Source organism: Asanoa ferruginea (assembly GCF_003387075.1).
Taxonomy (GTDB): Bacteria; Actinomycetota; Actinomycetes; order Mycobacteriales; family Micromonosporaceae; genus Asanoa; species Asanoa ferruginea.
Genome location: NZ_QUMQ01000001.1, coordinates 8,232,717 through 8,249,353, shown reverse-complemented (window position 1 = coordinate 8,249,353; position 16,637 = coordinate 8,232,717). Strand labels below are relative to the sequence as shown.

Below are 16,637 nucleotides of genomic sequence, written 5' to 3'. Positions count from 1 at the left end.
TTGGGGCACGACCATCCGCCCGCACCGCGGGCGCCCCGCCGCCTGCGGGTCATCCTCGCCGCCGTCCTGATCCCGGCGTTCCTGGCGACCGGCATCGCCACCGTCCTGCTCTGGCCCGGCCCGGTGGCCAAGGTCAAGGAGGTCGACCCGGTACCGCGCTTCCACGCCACGGTCACCAAGGTCGTGACGGAGGCCTGCCCGCCAACCGTGGAGGGCCCACCCGACCCCGGCCCGTGCGGCACGGCGACGGTGAGGCTCGAATCGGGGCAGACGCAGGACACGGATCTCCCGACCGGCCCCGGCGCACCACACGTCGAGGTCGGCGACAAGGTGCTCGTCACCCCGCTGACCGATGCCGAGGACCCGACCCTGACCGTCTACACGATCGCCGACCACCAGCGCGGCTCATCCCTGCTCTGGCTGGTCGCGGCGTTCGCGGCGGCGATCGTCGCGTTCGGCCGCTGGCGGGGCCTCGCGGCCCTGGCCGGTCTCGCGGTCAGCTTCGCGGTGCTGCTGCTCTTCGTGCTCCCGGCGATCCTGGGCGGCGGTCCACCGTTGCTGATCGCGGTCACCGGCTCGGCCCTGATCATGTTCGTGGTCCTCTACCTGACCCACGGCATCAGCGCGCAGACCTCGGTCGCGGTGCTCGGCACTTTGGTCAGCCTGGTGCTCGCGGGAGCCATCGGCTCACTGGCGATCGCCATGACCCACCTGACCGGGTATGGCGACGAGAACGCGATCACCCTCTCCCTGCTGCACGCCGACGTCGACCTGCACGGCCTGCTGCTGGCCGGCATCATCATCGGCTCGCTCGGCGTGCTCGACGACGTGACGGTGACCCAGGCCGCCACCGTCGGCGAGTTGGCCCGCGCCAACCCCGCGCTGACCCGGCGGGAGCTCTACCGGGGTGGCGCCCGCGTCGGGCGCGCGCACATCGCCTCGACGGTCAACACCATCGTCCTGGCGTACGCCGGTGCCTCCCTGCCCGTGCTCCTGCTGGTGATCGCCGGCGGCCGGGGCGTCAGCGAGGTGCTCACCGCGGAGTTCATCGCCCAGGAGATCGTCCGCAGCGTGGTCGGCACGCTCGGCCTGGTCGCCGCCGTGCCGGTCACCACCGCACTGGCCGCGTTCGTCGCAACCGCCGCACACCGGCCACCCCGCCCACCGCGCCCACCGAGGCCCCGCGCCGACCGCTCCGAGGTGCTGGAAGCACTGGCCGACCCCAACCCTCGATAAGAGGAAATATCGTATCTGTACACTCGCGCGCTGTGCAGGTTGACCGTCGACTGATCCCCGCCGCCGTCGTGTGCGGCATCGCGCTGGGTTTCCTCGACTTCGTGTGGATCAAGTTCCTGCCCTACCCGTTCGCGGACCTGGGCAACTCCAGCGCGGTCTGGGCGGTGGCCGCGTTCGCGTTCGGCTACCGGGTGCGCTCGGGCCAGGCCCGCGCCGCCCTGGGAGCCGCGGTGCTGCTGGTGGTCGCGGTGCCCAGCTACTACCTCGCCGCCGCCCTCATCCAGCACGACGCCGTCGCGGTCCTGTGGGCACCGTCGTCGCTGCTGTGGATGTTCTTCGGGATCATCGCCGGGGCGCTCTTCGGCGCCGCCGGCGTCTGGGCCCGGATGTCGGGCTGGCGACAGCGGGTGGGTGTGGCGCTACCCAGCGCGGTGCTGTTCGCCGAGGCCGCGGTGCAGGCCCGCCGGATCGGCGACCCGAACTACGACAACCCGCTCTGGCTCGTCGTCCTGCGCGCCGCGCTCGGCCTGCTGGTCATCCTCCTGACCGTCCGATCGACCAGGCAACGCGCGATCGTCCTGGGCGTCGCGTTGCTACTGGCCGTGGTCGGCTTCGCCGCCTTCAGCGTTGCCGGGTTCGGCTAGCGGGCCGACGGCGATGATCGCGCGGTGGTGGCGCGGGCGGTCGATCTCGTCGACCACGGCGACGGCCAGATCCGCATACGGGAAGAGCGCCGCGCCGGCCGGCAGGACCGTTTCCGCGCCCGTCCGGTAGCTGCCCGTGCCGCCGGTCGTGTCGTCGAGCAGCGTGGGCGGCGGCACCAGCAGCACCCAGTCGAGGCCGCCCGCCCGCAGGACGTCGATCTGGGCGGCGTGGCCCAGCGAGAACGCGCGGTACTCCGCCGGGAAATCGGCCGCGTCGTGAACGGCCACCCCCGGTGTCACCTCCAGCGTCGTGCCGATGCCGATCGCCACCAGGCGGGGCACGTCGGCCTTGGCCAGGCCGTCGGAGAGGGCGCGGGCCGCTGCCGGGAAGAACTCGGCGGCCGGCACGTCGAGGCGCGCCGCCGCGTTGACCGCCGCGTCGTGCCCGGCGGCGAGGGCCGCGATGGTCGCGGTGTCGGTCACGTCGCCGGACACCACGGTCCCGCCCAGGTCGCCGTGCTTGGCGGGGTCGCGGACGACCGCCGTGACCCGATGGCCCCGGCGCAGTGCCTCGGTGACCACCCGCCGGCCGGCCCGTCCGCCGGCACCGAAAACGATGATGCTGCTCATGCGGCGGACGGTAGCCCCCGATGTATCGGTTACCGCAACGAAACTGACTACGGTTGGTGGGTGACCATCGCACTCGACCCGGACCTGTTCGCCGGCTGCGGCACCGACCGCCCGCTGATCCGCATCGGTGACAAGTGGACGATGAAGATCATTGTGTGCCTCCGCGACGGCCCCCGCCGCTTCGGCGAACTCGCGATCCCGCTGCGCGGCATCACCGCCAAGGTGCTGACCGAGTCGCTGCGCTCAATGGAACGCGACGGCCTCATCACCCGGACCGCCTACCCGGAAATCCCACCCCGCGTCGAGTACGCCCTGACCCCACTCGGCCGCACCCTCCTCGAACCGCTGGCCGCCATCTGCGCCTGGAGCGCCGCCCACCTCCCCGAGGTCCTCCGCCAGCGCGACGAGCGGGTGGCCTAGCTCCTCCGACGCCGGCGTCGGTCCCGGCGCCGCCGCCGGCCTAGCGCCCGCCGCCGCCTCTGGCCCAGCGCCCGACGCCGGCCCACGCCTTAGCGCCCGACACACCTTGGCCTAGCGCCGCACGCCGGCCCGGCGGCTGGCTTCCGGGCGTGTCGCGCCCGGCCAGGGTGTGGTGTTCCGGCCGTACATGTTTTGGCATGTAGCTACATGCCAAAACATGTAGGCGCCGAGAGACCTACCCCTTCCGGAGCCCGAGCGCTCACAGTCGAGCCCGCGCCGGAGTCAGTTCTCGAGGCGGGCGTGGGTGAGGGACGCGAGCCCCAGCGGGCGCAACGCGTCAGAGCGGGTCCACATCGCGGCCGGGACCGCAGTGCGGGTGTCCGGCTGGGCGAGCACCTGCCAGCCGTGCCGCGTCAGCATGGCTGCCGCCGAAGCAGGGGACCAGGTCGAGCGCCACGGTTCGCCGCCGGCCGCGGCGACCGCGCTCACCTGCGCGGCGTAGTTGTTGCCCTCGGCGTCGCGGAGGTCGGCCGGGAGCATGTGGTCGAAGACCAGTTCGGAGCCCGGCGCGAGGGTGGACGCCAGCTCCGCCACGGTCTGCTCGACTTCGGCCGGCGACAGGTACATCACCACGCCCAGCCAGGTGACGAACGTCGGCCGAGCCACGTCGAAGCCGGCTCCCACGAGGGCCGCCGGCAACGGCCCGCCGGCCGGGACGAACGTGACGTCAGCCGCGGAGATGCCAGCAGCCGCCAGGGCCGCCCGCTTTGCCGCCTGCGTCGCCGGCTGGTCGACCTCGAAGACCGGCACCCCGGTCAGGTCGAGCCGGTAGGCGGAGCTGTCCAGGCCGGCACCGAGCAGCAGGTACTGCGACGGTCCACGGTGGACGAAAGCGGCCAGGGCCGTCTCCGCGAACGCCGAGCGCACCACGGTCTGCGCCCGGGCGCCGGCCAGGATCGGGTGGTCGCCGTGCTGGCGGTGGTAGGCCAGCAGTTCCTCGGCCCGCGAGCCGAGCAGCGGGGCGGCGAGGTGGTCGTCGAGGATGCGGGGCGCGCCGTCGACGATGCGATGGGCGGCGCGGGCGGCGGTGGCCAGGAAGGCGGTCTCGGAGGTCTGCACGAGCCGAAGGCTAGCCACCAACTCGGACATCATAGCACAAAGCGGAATTTATATCAAGACCCGGATGGCTCCGATGGGGTCAGCAGAGCGGCCAGCGCGGGCCGGTCGAAGTAGCGGGCCCAGTCGCCCGGCGTCGCACCGAACCGGGCGTCGCGCACGCCGGGGTCGGCGCCGCGGGCCAGCAGCTCGCGGGCCAGCGACTCGTCGCCCGCCTCCGCCGCCGCGTGCAGCGCGGTCTGCCACGGGTCGTCCTGCGGCACGTCGGTGCGGCCGAGCGCGTCGACCGCCCACCCGGCGTCGAGCAGCAGCGCCACCGCGCCGGGCCGGCCGTGCGCGGCCGCCCACACCGCCAACCCGGGGCGCGCCGCGCGCAGGTCGGCGACCACCGATGGGTCAGCGAGCGAGCATGTCGCGTGGTCGGCCGCCAGCGCGGCCGCGACGAACGCGTCGGCCGGCGCCAGGTCGGGTGCCGGCACGCCGAGCGCCGCCACGATCTCCGGGTAGCCGGAGGTCAACGCCAACGCGGCCGGGGTCGGCCCGGCGTCGAACGGCGACGTCACGTCGACGCCGTGCGCCGCGAGCAGCCGGACCCGGTCGGTCATCCCGTGCGTCACCGCCCAGCGGAGCTGGTCGCGCAGGAGGGCGGTCGCGCTGCCCAGCCCGTAGCGGAAGAGCAGGTCGAGGTGGCTGTCGTCGCTCGTGAACATCCGGTTGTAGAGCGCCTGCCCGTCGTCGGGGTGGGCGCCGGCGTCGAGCAGGACCCGGGCGAGCGCGATCGCGTGCGGGTGCGGCGGCTGGCCGCGTTCGCCGCCGCCGAGCGCGCCGGTCAGCGCCGTGAACGGCGGGTCGAGGCCGCGCCACCGGAAGCTCGCGTTGGGGTCGGCGCCCGCCGACAGCAGCAGCCGGGCCGAGCCCAGGACCGCGGCCTCGTCGAGGGCCGGGTCGTGCCGCGCGTAGCAGAGGTAGAGCAGCGGCGGCCAGTCGTGCGGGCCCCCGGGACGGTTGGCGGCGCCCGGGTCGGCATCGAGGAGCGCCGCGAGAGCGTCTACATCGGACGCGGCGGCCGCGACGTGCGGATCGGTGCGGGTCAGCTCCGGGTGGTCGGCCAGCACCCGCGCGGCCGCCGCCGCCCGCCGGGGCGCCTCGTCGTCTTCCTCGGCGTAGGACAGGCAGGCCAGGAGCAGGTAAGCATCCGAGTGCGGCTGCACGTACCCAAGGTAGCGGGTCTAAGGTCGGCTTCGTGACCAGCACCGCCCTTGATCTGGTGACGCGCGCGGAGATCGCGCGGGTTGCCGACCTGATCCGCCCGCACGTCCGGGAAACCCCCGTGCTGACCCTCGACCGGGCCGACTTTGGCCTGGCTCCCGGGCCGATGGCCGTGAAGCTGGAGTTCCTCCAGCACTCCGGCTCGTTCAAGGCCCGGGGCGCGTTCGCCAACCTGCTGCTGCGCGACGTCCCGCCGGCGGGTGTGGTGGCCGCGTCCGGTGGCAACCACGGCGCGGCGGCCGCCTACGCCGCCCGGGCACTCGGCGTGCCGGCGCACGTGTTCGTGCCGACCGTCTCTTCACCCGCCAAGATCGCCAGGATCCGGGGGTACGGCGCGGAACTCGTCGTGGAGGGCGACAGCTACAACGACGCGCTGGCGGCCAGCGAGCGCTTCCGGGCCACCTCGGGCGCGCTGCGGCTGCACGCGTTCGACGAGATCGAGACGATGCTCGGCACCGGGACGATCGCCGTCGAGGTGGCCGCCCAACTGCCGGGCCGCACCACCCTGCTGGCCGCCGTCGGTGGTGGCGGGCTGCTCGGTGGGCTGGTCGCCGGCCACGACGGTCCGGTGATCGGTGTCGAGCCCACCGGCGCGCCGACGCTGCGCCGCGCGCTCGACGCCGGCGAGCCGGTCGACGCGCCGGTCGGCAGCGTCGCGATCGACTCGCTGGCACCGCTGCGGGTCGGCGTCAACACCTACCCGGTGATCGCCGCGGGGGTCCACGACGTGCTGCTGGTCGAAGACGACGAGATCGTGGCCGCGCAACAGGCGCTCTGGGAGACGCTGCGGGTGGCGGTCGAACCGGGCGGCGCGACCGCCTTCGCCGCCCTGCTCAGCGGCCGCTACACACCGGCACCCGACGAGGTGCCGGTGTTCGTGCTCAGCGGCGCCAACCGGAGCATCGGCTAACGGACCTCCAGCGTCACCCCGTCGGGCCGGCCCGGCACCAGCGAGCCGATCACCGGGTAGCCCGGCACCTCGCCCGCGATCAGCAGGCCGCCCGAGGTCTGTGCGTCGGCCAGCAGGAGCAGCTCGTCTTCCATGGCCATGCCGGGGTCGAGGTGCGGGCGGACCCAGTCGAGGTTGCGCCGGGTGCCGCCGCTGACATAGCCGGCGGCCAGGGCGTCCCGGGCGCCATCCAGGTAGGGCACCGCCGCGGCCGAGATCCGCGCGGTGACCCGGCTGGCCCGGGCGAGTTTGTGCAGGTGGCCGAGCAGGCCGAAGCCGGTCACGTCGGTCGCGCAGACCACGCCGGCCTTGAGCGCCGCGGCCGCCGCGTCGCGGTTGAGCGTGGTCATCGCCGCCACCGCTTCCGGGAACACCTCGCCGGTCTGCTTGTGCCGGCTGTTGAGCACGCCGACGCCGAGCGGTTTGGTCAGCGTCAGCGGCACCCCGGCCACGCCGGCGTCGTTGCGCATCAGCGCGGCCGGGTCGGCCAGGCCGGTCACCGCCATCCCGTACTTCGGCTCCGGATCGTCGACGCTGTGCCCGCCGGCCACGTGGCAACCGGCCTCGCGGGCCACGTCGAGGCCGCCTTGCAGAACCCGGGCGGCAAGTTCCATCGGGAGTACGTCGCGCGGCCAGCCCAGCAGGTTCACGGCGACGACCGGGGTGCCGCCCATCGCGTACACATCGGAGAGCGCGTTGGCCGCCGCCACCCGGCCCCAGTCGTAGGGGTCGTCGAGCACCGGGGTGAAGAAGTCGGCGGTCGCGACCACGGCGGTGTCGCCGTTGATCCGGACCACCGCCGCGTCGTCGCCGTCGTCGAGCCCGACCAGCAGTTCCCCCGGACCCTCCGGGGGAGTGGTGCCGACCAGGCCGGCGACCACGCTCTCCAACTCGCCGGGTGGGATCTTGCAGGCACAGCCGCCGCCGTGCGCGTACTGGGTCAGCCGGTAGGTCATGCCGCAATCCTGCCTCGCCGGTGGCAGAGTTGCGCTGTGCACGTCGTCGCCACGGCGGGTCACGTCGACCACGGCAAGTCGACGTTGGTCCGCGCCCTCACCGGGATGGAACCCGACCGCTGGGCCGAGGAGCGGCGGCGCGGCATGACCATCGACCTCGGGTACGCGTGGACCGACCTGCCGTCCGGAGCCACGCTCGCGTTCGTCGACGTGCCGGGCCACGAGCGGTTCGTGCCCAACATGCTCGCCGGGGTTGGGCCGGCACCGGCCGCGATGGTGGTCGTCGGCGCCGACGAGGGCTGGATGCCGCAGTCGGCCGAGCACCTGGCCGCGCTCGACGCGCTCGGGGTGACCCACGGGCTGCTGGTCGTCACCCGGTCGGATCTGGCCGACCCGGCGCACGCGATCAGCCGGGCCCAGGACGAGCTCGCGAAGACCTCGCTCGGCGCGGTCGAGGCGGTGGCCGTCAGCGGCGCGACCGGCGCCGGCCTCGACGACCTGCGCGCCGCCCTCGACCGGTTGGTCGCCGGGCTGCCGCCGGCCGACCCGCACTCGCCCGTCCGGCTCTGGGTCGACCGCTCGTTCACCATCCAGGGCAGCGGCACCGTGGTCACCGGCACGCTCGGCGCCGGCACGCTGCGGGTCGGCGACACGCTCGTGGCCGGCGACCGCGAGGTGCGGGTGAAGGGTCTCCAGTCGCTAAGCCGACCGGAGACGGCCGTGGCCGCGGTCGCCCGGGTCGCGGTCAACCTGCGCAACGTGCCCAAGGACGCGCTCGCCCGCGGCGCCGCGCTGCTGACCCCGGCCGCGTTCCGCCACACCGACCTGGTCGACGTGCGGGTGCACGGCGACCCGGTCGCCGACCTGCCGGCCACCCTGGTCCTCCACATCGGATCCGCCGCGGTCGCCGCGACGGTCCGCCCGCTGGGCACCGACACCGCCCGGCTGCGCCTGCGACAACCGCTGCCGCTCCGGATCGGCGACCGCGCGCTGCTCCGCGACCCGGGCCGGCACCACGTCGCGGGCGGCGTGACCGTGCTCGACCCGCTCCCGCCGTCGCTGCGCCGACGGGGCGCCGCCAGGACCCGCGCGCTCGAACTGACCACCATGGATGGACGCCCGGACCCGGCCGGCGAGCTGCGCCGGCGCGGTCTGCTGACGGGCGCGGATCTGCGCACGCTGGGCGCACCGGTGACCACGCCCCCGGTCGCCGGCGACTGGCACGCCGACCCGGCGCATTGGGATGATCTGAAACTTCGCCTGACGACCGAAATCGACCGGCACGCCGCGGCGCACCCGCTCGAACCCGGTATGCCGGTGGAGGCACTGCGCCGCGCGCTCGACCTGCCCGACCGCGCGCTGGTCGAGGCCCTGGTCGAGCCGCCGTTGGTGGCCCGCGACGGCCGCGCCGCCCGCCCCGGCGGCCCGGCCCTACCGGCACCGATCCAGCAGGCCCTCGACCACCTCGCCGAAGACCTCGCCGACCGCCCGTTCCACGCGCCCGACGCCGACCGGCTACGCGCGCTCGGCCTCGGCCCGCGGGAACTCGCGGCCGCCACCCGGGCCGGCGCCCTGGTCAAGGTCGCCGACGGCATCGTGCTGCCGCCGGAGTCGGTGACCCGGGCCGTCGAGGTGCTGCGCGGCATACCGCAGCCGTTCACGCTCAGCGCGGCCCGGCAGGCCCTCGACACCACCCGCCGGGTCGCCGTACCCCTGCTGGAGTTGCTCGATCGTCGAGGCGCCACCGTCCGCGACGCCGACGACCGGCGGACCGTCGCGGGTCCGCCGGCCGGCGGGTCGTTCCCGGGGGCGGGAACGGACTAGAAGACGACGAGCGGGTCGCCGAAGAAGTCGGCGATGAAGTTGATGAAGAAGAAGCCGAAGAAGACCACGTTGCAGCCCAGCAGCACGTAGTGCCAGGAGCGCGGCCGCGCGGCCCGGGGGAGCCGGGCGTTGAGATACATCAGCATGAACGGGTAGATCAGCGCGCCGAGGTTGGACATGTTGGCCGACCACTGCACCAGGTTGACCGGCACCGCGAGGTGCAGGATCACCCCGATGACGACCAGCAACAGCAGCATGAACGGGTAGTAGAAGCGGCGCGGGTCGCCCGCGAGCAGGCGCCGCAACCGCGGGCTGGTGGCGTTGGCCGCGTCGGTGGTCACCCGCACCATGCCCTCGAAGATGCCGAGTTGCGTGCTGAACAGCACCAGCACACCGAGCACCAGCGCCAGGTAGAACATCCATCGGCCGTATTCGGCGTCGAGCGCCGACGCGACGAAGGTCGGCACGTTGGCGGTGGTCGGCTTCTCGCCGGAGATGTTGACGGCGTGCGCCATCAGGATGGTCGGTAAGAGCATGCCGAGCATCGCGCCGATGAAGAAGACGCCCCACATGTCGGTCAGCAACAACCGGTACCAGCGCTTCCAGCGCGCCGTGTTGGCCGCGTCGTCGGGGAAGGTGACGCCGGAGGCCAGCACCGCACGTCGCTCGCCGCGCAGGCCGGAGAGGTAACCGGTGCGGAAACCCATCCCGTAGCCCTTGTCGCGGTAGTGGCCCATCACATACCAGTTGAGCCCGGACGCGAGGGCGGTGAAGCCGGCCAGCCCGCCGAGTTGGGTCGCGGAGATGCCGGCCGGCGGCGCGGCCGGCGTGAAGAACCCGCGGATCCCGTCCCACCACAGGTCGAACGGCACCACGAACAGGTCGATCAGCAGCAGGCCGAGCAGGATGGCGCTGACCATCACCCAGTTGGCGAGTTCGAGGGCCCGGCTGATCCGCTTGGCCGCGACGGTGATCAGGAAGACCAGCAGCAGCAGGCCGATCGCCCACAGCCGCGGCTCCTCGGCGCCGGCCTTCGGGACGGCACCGTGGACCAGGGCGTAGACGCCCTGCCCGGCCGAGGCCGCCCAGCCGCCCGCGATGAACGCGAAGATGACCACGAAGACGGACAGCGGCACCCAGAGCTTGAAGCCGGGCGGCACCCGGCCCCAGCCGACCACCGGCGCCTCGCCGGTCGCCAGCACGTAGCGCGAACTCTCCACGTTGTAGAACGTCTGGAGCACGGCCGAGACCAGGATGACCCAGCCGACCCCGACGAAGCCGTATTGCCCCACGGCCTGCGGGCCGAGCAGCCACTCACCGCTGCCGATCGAGATGCCGAGCGCGATCAGGCTCGGGCCCAGCGCGTATTGGATCAGCTCACGGGGCCCGATCTTGCGGACCCCGAACACCTCCTCGGGGTCGGGCAGATCGGCGATGGCCAGCGGTGGGCGGCTGACGCCGAGCTGGGTCGTTCCGGGTGAATCGGGACGGACGTCGAACGCTTGGTCCATGGCGCCTCCTTGAATGGAAGAGCCCCCGGGGACAGACATTTATCTTCGTGTATGGATGGTGGCAATGGCAACAGCCAGATCACGGTCGAACGGCGTAAGGTCAGGTGATGGACGGGCACGGTCTGGTGGAGCGGCTTCGCCGGGTGGTCGGCGACCGCTGGCTGCTGCTCGACGAGCATGACCTGCGCACCTACGAGTCCGACGGGCTGCTGCAATACCAACAGGTGCCGCGGCTGGCCGTGCTGCCCGGCACCGGTGACGAGGTGCGCGAGTGCGTCGCCGCCTGCGCCGCGGCCGGGGTGCCCTGGGTGGCCCGCGGTGCCGGCTCCGGACTGTCGGGCGGCGCCCTGCCGATCAAAGACGGCGTGCTGATCGTGCTGTCGCGGCTCAATCGGATCCTCGAGGTCGACCTCGACAACGGCCGCATCTGTGTCGAGCCCGGCGTCACCAACGCGGCCGTGTCGGCGGCCGTCGCGCCCGACTTCTTCTACCCGCCCGACCCGTCCAGCCAGATCGTCTGCACGATCGGCGGCAACGTCGCGGAAAACTCCGGCGGGGCGCACTGCTTCAAATACGGGTTCACCACCAACTACGTGACCGGGCTCGAGGTGGTGCTGGCCGACGGCGAGCAGGTGACCATCGGCGGCAAGGCGCTCGACACTCCCGGCTACGACCTGCTCGGCGCCTTCGTCGGCTCCGAGGGCACGCTCGGGGTGGCGACGAAGATCTGGCTGCGGGTGGTGCCGGTGCCGGAGGCGACCCGTACCCTCGTCGCGTTCTTCGATTCGACCCGCCAGGCCGGCGAGGCGGTCTCGGCGATCGTGCAGGCGGGCATCGTGCCGGGCGCGATCGAGATGATGGACGCGACCACCATCCGGGCGACCGAGGAGATGGCCCACGCCGGCTATCCCGTCGGCCGCGGCGCGGCGCTGCTGGTCGAGCTCGACGGCGCCGAGGCCGAATGCGACGCGCAGTTCGCGCAGGTCACCGCGATCTGTGCCGAGCAGGGCTCCGACGACGTGCGGGTCAGCCGCGACGAGGCCGAGCGGCAGCTCTTCTGGAAGACCCGCAAGGCGGCGTTCCCGGCGATGGGTCGCATCTCGCCCAACTACTTCGTGCAGGACGGCGTGGTGCCCCGCACGACGTTGCCCGACGTGCTGGTCCGGATCGACGAGCTGGCCGCCGAATACGGTCTCGTGGTCGCCAACGTCTTCCACGCCGGCGACGGCAACCTGCACCCGCTGGTCTGCTTCGACGCGGCTGTCGAGGGTCAGGCGGCGCGGGCCGAGGAGCTGGCCGGCCGCATTCTCGACGTGTGCCTGGAGGCCGGCGGCTCGATCACCGGCGAGCACGGCGTCGGCGTCGACAAGCGCAAGCACATGGGCAAGATGTTCGCCGAGGCCGACCTGGCCGCGTTCCAGCGGCTGCGGTGCGCGTTCGACCCCGACGGCCAGGCCAACCCGGGCAAGGTGATGCCCACACCGCGGCTGTGCGGCGAGGTGCCGGGGGTCTACCGGCAGCACCCGCTGGAAGCGGCGGGCCTGGCGGAGCGCTTCTGATGGGTCCCACCAGCATCGAAGAGGCGGCGTCCGCGGTCGCCGAGCTTTCGAAGCAGGGCGCGCGCGTACGCCCGGCGGGTGCCGGCAGCCGCGCAGAGTGGGGTGGCGCCGACGCCGACGGCACCGTGACCGTCCACACCGGAGGGTTGGACCGGATCGTCGCGCACAACCCCGGAGACTTCACCGCGATCGTCCAGGCCGGCGTGCCCCTCGCCGCGCTGCAACGGCAGCTGGCCCGCGAGGGGCAATGGCTCGCGCTCGACCCGCCCGACCTCGGCGGCACCGTCGGCGGCCTGGTCGCCACGGCCGACTCGGGCCCGGCCCGGCACCGCTACGGCGGCGTCCGCGACCTGGTCATCGGCATCACCGTGGTGCTGTCCGACGGCTCGGTCGCCCGGTCCGGAGGCACGGTCATCAAGAACGTCGCCGGGTACGACCTGGGCAAGCTGTTCGCCGGCTCCTACGGCACCCTCGGGCTGGTCGCCCAGGTGGCGCTGCGGCTGCACCCTTTGCCGGCCGGCACCGCGACCCTGGTGGCCACCACCGGCGACCCGGCCACGCTGGCCGCCGCGGTCCGTGCGATGTCCCGGCACCCGCTGGAGGCGCAGGCCCTCGACGTCGCGTGGCGGGCGGGGGAGGGCCGGCTGCTGGTCCGCTTCGGCGGTGTCACCGCGGCCGCCCGGGCCGGCGACGCGACCAAGCTGCTGAGCGACGTCTCGGGCTCGCCCGCGGCGAGCCGTGGCTTCGACGTCGACGTGGTGCTCGACGACGAGGCGATCTGGGCCGCGCAACGGGCCGCCCAGCGCGGCCCGGCGGTGGTCAAGGTCTCCGCGCTGCCCACCGACCTGCCGGCCGTGCTCGCCGCCGCGGGCGACGCCACCGTGGTGTCCCGGGCCGCGCTCGGCGTGTCCTGGCTGTCGTTCCCGGAGGGCACCGACCTGGCCGGGCGGGTCACCGCCGCCCGCACCGCGCTCGCACCGCATCCGACCGTGGTGCTCGACGGCGCCCGCCTGGTCGCGGAGCCCTGGCCGGCCCCCGACCCCGGCGTGGGCGCGCTGATGCGCCGCGTCAAAGAGCGCTTCGACCCGACGGGCACCTTCCGGCCCGGCAGCTACGTGGGAGGCATCTGATGACCGACACCGCGTGGGACGCCCGCCGACCGCCCGACCCGGAGCTCATCAAAGACTGCGTCCACTGTGGCTTCTGCCTGCCCACCTGCCCGAGCTACGCGGTGTTCGAGAACGAGATGGACTCGCCGCGCGGGCGGATCGTGCTGATGAAGGTGGGCCACGAGGCCGAGTCGGTGCTGTCACCGTCCATGATGGAGCACTTCGACCGCTGCCTGGGCTGCATGGCCTGTGTGACCGCCTGCCCGTCCGGCGTGCAATACGACCGGCTGATCGAGCAGGTCCGGCCGCAGCTCGAGCGGAGCCCGCTGCGCTCGCGCACCGAACGGCTGCACCGGGCCGCCATCTTCGCGCTGTTCACCCACCCCGCGCGGCTGCGGGCGATGGTGCCGGCGATCGCCGCGCAGGGTCGGCTCCGGCTGGCGTCGTTGTTCGGTGACCGCGCGTTGCGTACCCGGATAGGTGCGATGTTGTCCCTGGCTCCCAAGGTGCCGATGCGGGCGGCGACCCGGCAGTTGGCCGTGGTCACCCCGCCTGCGGCCGGAGTCGAGCGGCGCGGCCGGGTGGCGTTCATGCAGGGCTGCGTGCAGCGGGTCCTCTACGGCGACGTCAACGCGGCCACCGTGCGGGTGCTCGCCGCCGAGGGCTGGGAGGTGCACGCGCCCCGGCGACCGCGCTGCTGCGGCGCGCTGCCGCTGCACTCCGGCCTCGAACCCGAGGCGCTGAAGCTGGCCCGGGCGACCATCGCCGCCTACGAGGGCTTCGACGAGATCGCGGTCAACGTGGCCGGCTGTGGCTCGGCGATGAAGGACTACGGGCACCTGCTCGCCGACGACCCGGCCTGGGCAGCCCGCGCCGCGGCGTTCTCGGCGAAGGTGCGCGACGTGCACGAGGTGCTCGACGCCCACCCGGCGCAGGCCACCCGGCACCCGGTCGAGCTCAAGCTGGCCTACCACGACGCCTGCCACCTGGCCCACGCCCAGGGCGTGCGGATCCCGCCCCGGGCGCTGCTGCGCGGCATCCCCGGCGTCACGCTGGTCGAGCCGCGGGAGTGGGAGCTGTGCTGCGGCTCCGCCGGCATCTACAACCTGCTCCAGCCCGAGGCCGCGGCCAAGCTCGGCAAGCGCAAGGCCGACAACCTGGCCGCCACCGGCGCCGACGCGATCGCCGCCGCCAACCCCGGCTGTGCGCTACAGATCACCGCCCACCTGGGCCGCGACCGGGCGGTTCCGATCTACCATCCGATGACGCTGTTGGACGCATCGATCCGAGGAGTCGCACCATGACGCTCCGCCCCGTCGACCACCCCGACCTGAGCGAACGGGGGCGCGAAGAGATCCTCTCCGGCGCGGCGCTGGCGTTCCTCGGCGAGCTGCACGACCGCTTCGACGCCCGCCGGCGCGAGTTGGTCGCCGCGCGGCGGTCGCGCACCGCACCCAGCGACTTCCTGCCGGAGACCGCCGACGTGCGGGCCGGCGACTGGCGGGTGGTGCCGCCCCGGCCCGACTACGCCGACCGGCGCGTCGAGATCACCGGCCCGACCGACCGCAAGCTGGTCATCAACGCGCTCAACTCGGGCGCGAAGGGCTTCATGGCCGACTTCGAAGACGCCAACAGCCCGACCTGGAACAACCAGGTCGAGGGGCAGGCCAACCTGGCCGACGCGGTCCGCGGCACGATCTCCTACGACGCCTCCGACGGCCGGCACTACGCGCTGCGCGAGCAGATCGCGACCCTGCTGGTCCGGCCGCGCGGCTGGCACCTGCCGGAGAAGCACCTGGTCGCCGCGTCCGGTGAGCCGGCTGCTGGCTCGCTGGTCGACTTCGGGCTCTTCGCGTTCCACAACGCCCAGGCGCTGCTCGACCGGGGCAAGGCGCCCTACCTCTACCTGCCCAAGATGGAGCACCACCTGGAGGCCCGGCTCTGGAACGAGGTGTTCGTGTTCGCCCAGGAGGCACTGGGCCTGCCGCACGGCACCTTCCGCGCCACCGTGCTGATCGAGACGCTGCCGGCCGCGTTCCAGATGGAGGAGATCCTCTTCGAGCTGCGCGACCACTCCTACGGGCTCAACGCCGGCCGCTGGGACTACATCTTCTCGATGATCAAGTCCTACCGCGACAACCCGGCGTTCGTGCTGCCCGACCGCACCTCGGTGACGATGACCGCGCCGTTCATGCGCGCCTACACCGAGCTGCTCGTGGCCACCTGCCACCGGCGCGGCGCGTTCGCGATGGGCGGCATGTCGGCGCTGATTCCGTCGCGCACCGACGCGGCCGCCAACGAGCGGGCCGTCGACGCGGTCCGCGCCGACAAGCGCCGGGAGGCCGGCGCCGGGTTCGACGGCACCTGGGTGGCCCACCCCGACCTGGTGCCGGTCGCGACGGCGGAGTTCGACGCGGTGCTCGGCGACCGTCCCAACCAGATCGACCGGCAGCGCGACGACGTCACGGTCAAGCCCAGCGAGCTGCTCGACGCGGCCGCCACGCCCGGCGCGATCACCGAGGCCGGGCTGCGCAACGATGTCAGCGTGGGCTTCCGCTACATCTCGTTCTGGCTCTCCGGGCGCGGCGCGGCCGGCATCAACAACCTGATGGAAGACGCCGCCACGGCCGAGATCGCCCGCAGCCAGCTCTGGCAGTGGATCCGGCACGGCGTCGCCCTCGACGACGGCCGGCCGGTCACCCGCGCGCTGGTCGAGCGGGTGCTCGAGGAGGAGATGGCGGCGATCCGGGCCGAGGTCGGCGAAGACGTCTGGCAGAAGGGCCGGCCCGACGAGACCCGGGCGGTGTTCACCGCGGTCACGCTCGGCGACACCATGCCGGAGTTCCTGACGCTGGAGGCCTACGACCGGTTGTAAAACGCGATTCGCGTTTGCCGCACCGCACAGATCGGGTATCAGGGCTCACCCGCGCACCGCGGGAACATGACCTGGGAGGAACCTGTGCGGACAACCGGGATCGGTGGATTGATAGTCGTGATCTGGCTGATCATTGGCGCGATCGCGGCGGGACAGCGCGGCTACTTCAGCAACGACGACACCAACTGCGCCGAGGCGAGCAACACGATCGTGACGATCATCGCCGGCCCGCTCAACTATTTCGGCGTCAACCCGAAGGTCGACTGCGACCTTCCGCAGCCGTCGAAGTAGCCGTCACGTCGGCCCACCGGATCGTCGGGCGCGTCCAGTCGGCGTGCACCGTCACGCCGCGCAGATAGGTGTCGACCAGGTGGGCCTCGTCGCAGAGGCGCACCGGGTCGGCCCGGCCCGTCGACCGTCTCCGGTCATAGACCCGGCCGAGCACCAGCACGTCGAGCTCGTCGGCCGGCACGGCACGGCTGCACCGGCAGATGTAGCGCCGGAGCCCCCGGATCGTCTCGGCGGTCATGTCGGCGCCA

General features: G+C 73.2%; 16 protein-coding genes. 10 read left to right on the top strand and 6 right to left on the bottom strand.

Going from position 1 to position 16,637, the window contains the following annotated elements; all coding sequences use genetic code 11:
* Nucleotides 1–1,236, top strand: coding sequence for a YibE/F family protein (locus DFJ67_RS38430; protein ID WP_116074080.1), 1,236 nt, complete (start codon nucleotides 1–3; stop codon nucleotides 1,234–1,236).
* Nucleotides 1,237–1,268: 32 nt separating this feature from the next.
* The gene (locus DFJ67_RS38425; protein ID WP_116074078.1) at nucleotides 1,269–1,880 is read left to right on the top strand and encodes a DUF6518 family protein; all 612 of its coding nucleotides are present in this window, start codon (nucleotides 1,269–1,271) and stop codon (nucleotides 1,878–1,880) included.
* Here DFJ67_RS38425 and DFJ67_RS38420 read toward each other — a convergent pair.
* The gene (locus tag DFJ67_RS38420) at nucleotides 1,830–2,510 is read right to left on the bottom strand and encodes an NAD(P)-dependent oxidoreductase (RefSeq protein ID WP_116074076.1); all 681 of its coding nucleotides are present in this window, start codon (nucleotides 2,508–2,510) and stop codon (nucleotides 1,830–1,832) included. The two genes, DFJ67_RS38425 and DFJ67_RS38420, sit on opposite strands and share 51 nt — an antisense overlap.
* Nucleotides 2,511–2,570: 60 nt before the next feature.
* Here DFJ67_RS38420 and DFJ67_RS38415 point away from each other — a divergent pair, with 60 nt between their 5' ends.
* On the top strand, nucleotides 2,571–2,930 hold the full coding sequence (locus DFJ67_RS38415; RefSeq protein WP_239097479.1) for a winged helix-turn-helix transcriptional regulator: 360 nt from the start codon (nucleotides 2,571–2,573) through the stop codon (nucleotides 2,928–2,930).
* Between the two features lie 282 nt (nucleotides 2,931–3,212).
* Here the strand turns inward: DFJ67_RS38415 and DFJ67_RS38410 are convergent, their stop codons facing one another.
* Entirely contained in the window at nucleotides 3,213–4,049 is an 837-nt protein-coding gene (locus DFJ67_RS38410; protein WP_203784108.1) for a class I SAM-dependent methyltransferase, read from the bottom strand.
* A gap of 53 nt (nucleotides 4,050–4,102) precedes the next feature.
* Nucleotides 4,103–5,257, bottom strand: a complete 1,155-nt coding sequence (locus tag DFJ67_RS38405) for an ankyrin repeat domain-containing protein (RefSeq protein WP_116074074.1) — start codon at nucleotides 5,255–5,257, stop codon at nucleotides 4,103–4,105.
* Between the two features lie 32 nt (nucleotides 5,258–5,289).
* Between DFJ67_RS38405 and DFJ67_RS38400 the strand changes: the two genes are divergently transcribed.
* Nucleotides 5,290–6,225 carry a serine/threonine dehydratase gene (locus DFJ67_RS38400; protein WP_116074072.1) on the top strand — a complete coding sequence of 312 codons (936 nt, stop codon included), beginning with the start codon at nucleotides 5,290–5,292 and terminating at the stop codon, nucleotides 6,223–6,225.
* On the opposite strand, the gene selD is transcribed toward DFJ67_RS38400, so the two are convergent.
* Nucleotides 6,222–7,220 carry a selenide, water dikinase SelD gene (gene selD / locus DFJ67_RS38395; protein WP_116077157.1) on the bottom strand — a complete coding sequence of 333 codons (999 nt, stop codon included), beginning with the start codon at nucleotides 7,218–7,220 and terminating at the stop codon, nucleotides 6,222–6,224. The genes DFJ67_RS38400 and selD overlap by 4 nt on opposite strands.
* 36 nt (nucleotides 7,221–7,256) lie before the next feature.
* On the opposite strand from selD, the gene selB reads away from it, so the two are divergent.
* Entirely contained in the window at nucleotides 7,257–9,044 is a 1,788-nt protein-coding gene (selB, locus tag DFJ67_RS38390) for a selenocysteine-specific translation elongation factor (RefSeq protein ID WP_116074070.1), read from the top strand.
* On the opposite strand, the gene DFJ67_RS38385 is transcribed toward selB, so the two are convergent.
* Entirely contained in the window at nucleotides 9,041–10,555 is a 1,515-nt protein-coding gene (locus DFJ67_RS38385; protein ID WP_116074068.1) for an Nramp family divalent metal transporter, read from the bottom strand. The two genes, selB and DFJ67_RS38385, sit on opposite strands and share 4 nt — an antisense overlap.
* Nucleotides 10,556–10,662: 107 nt before the next feature.
* Here DFJ67_RS38385 and DFJ67_RS38380 point away from each other — a divergent pair, with 107 nt between their 5' ends.
* The 5 genes from DFJ67_RS38380 (at nucleotide 10,663) to DFJ67_RS38360 (ending at nucleotide 16,389) form a co-directional block, all read left to right on the top strand.
* Entirely contained in the window at nucleotides 10,663–12,114 is a 1,452-nt protein-coding gene (locus tag DFJ67_RS38380) for an FAD-linked oxidase C-terminal domain-containing protein (RefSeq protein ID WP_116074066.1), read from the top strand.
* Nucleotides 12,114–13,244: an FAD-binding oxidoreductase gene (locus DFJ67_RS43520; protein WP_203784106.1), complete on the top strand. Its 1,131-nt coding sequence runs from the start codon at nucleotides 12,114–12,116 to the stop codon at nucleotides 13,242–13,244. The genes DFJ67_RS38380 and DFJ67_RS43520 overlap by 1 nt, the downstream gene beginning before the upstream one ends.
* Nucleotides 13,244–14,527: a (Fe-S)-binding protein gene (locus DFJ67_RS38370; RefSeq protein ID WP_116074064.1), complete on the top strand. Its 1,284-nt coding sequence runs from the start codon at nucleotides 13,244–13,246 to the stop codon at nucleotides 14,525–14,527. Before DFJ67_RS43520 ends, DFJ67_RS38370 begins: the two co-directional genes overlap by 1 nt.
* Nucleotides 14,524–16,098: a malate synthase A gene (aceB, locus tag DFJ67_RS38365; RefSeq protein ID WP_116074062.1), complete on the top strand. Its 1,575-nt coding sequence runs from the start codon at nucleotides 14,524–14,526 to the stop codon at nucleotides 16,096–16,098. The genes DFJ67_RS38370 and aceB overlap by 4 nt, the downstream gene beginning before the upstream one ends.
* Nucleotides 16,099–16,182: 84 nt before the next feature.
* Nucleotides 16,183–16,389 carry a hypothetical protein gene (locus DFJ67_RS38360; protein WP_116077155.1) on the top strand — a complete coding sequence of 69 codons (207 nt, stop codon included), beginning with the start codon at nucleotides 16,183–16,185 and terminating at the stop codon, nucleotides 16,387–16,389.
* Here DFJ67_RS38360 and DFJ67_RS38355 read toward each other — a convergent pair.
* A complete protein-coding gene (locus tag DFJ67_RS38355) occupies nucleotides 16,346–16,627 on the bottom strand; it encodes a hypothetical protein (protein WP_116074060.1) in 282 nt (93 codons plus the stop codon). The two genes, DFJ67_RS38360 and DFJ67_RS38355, sit on opposite strands and share 44 nt — an antisense overlap.
* Nucleotides 16,628–16,637: the final 10 nt, after the last annotated feature.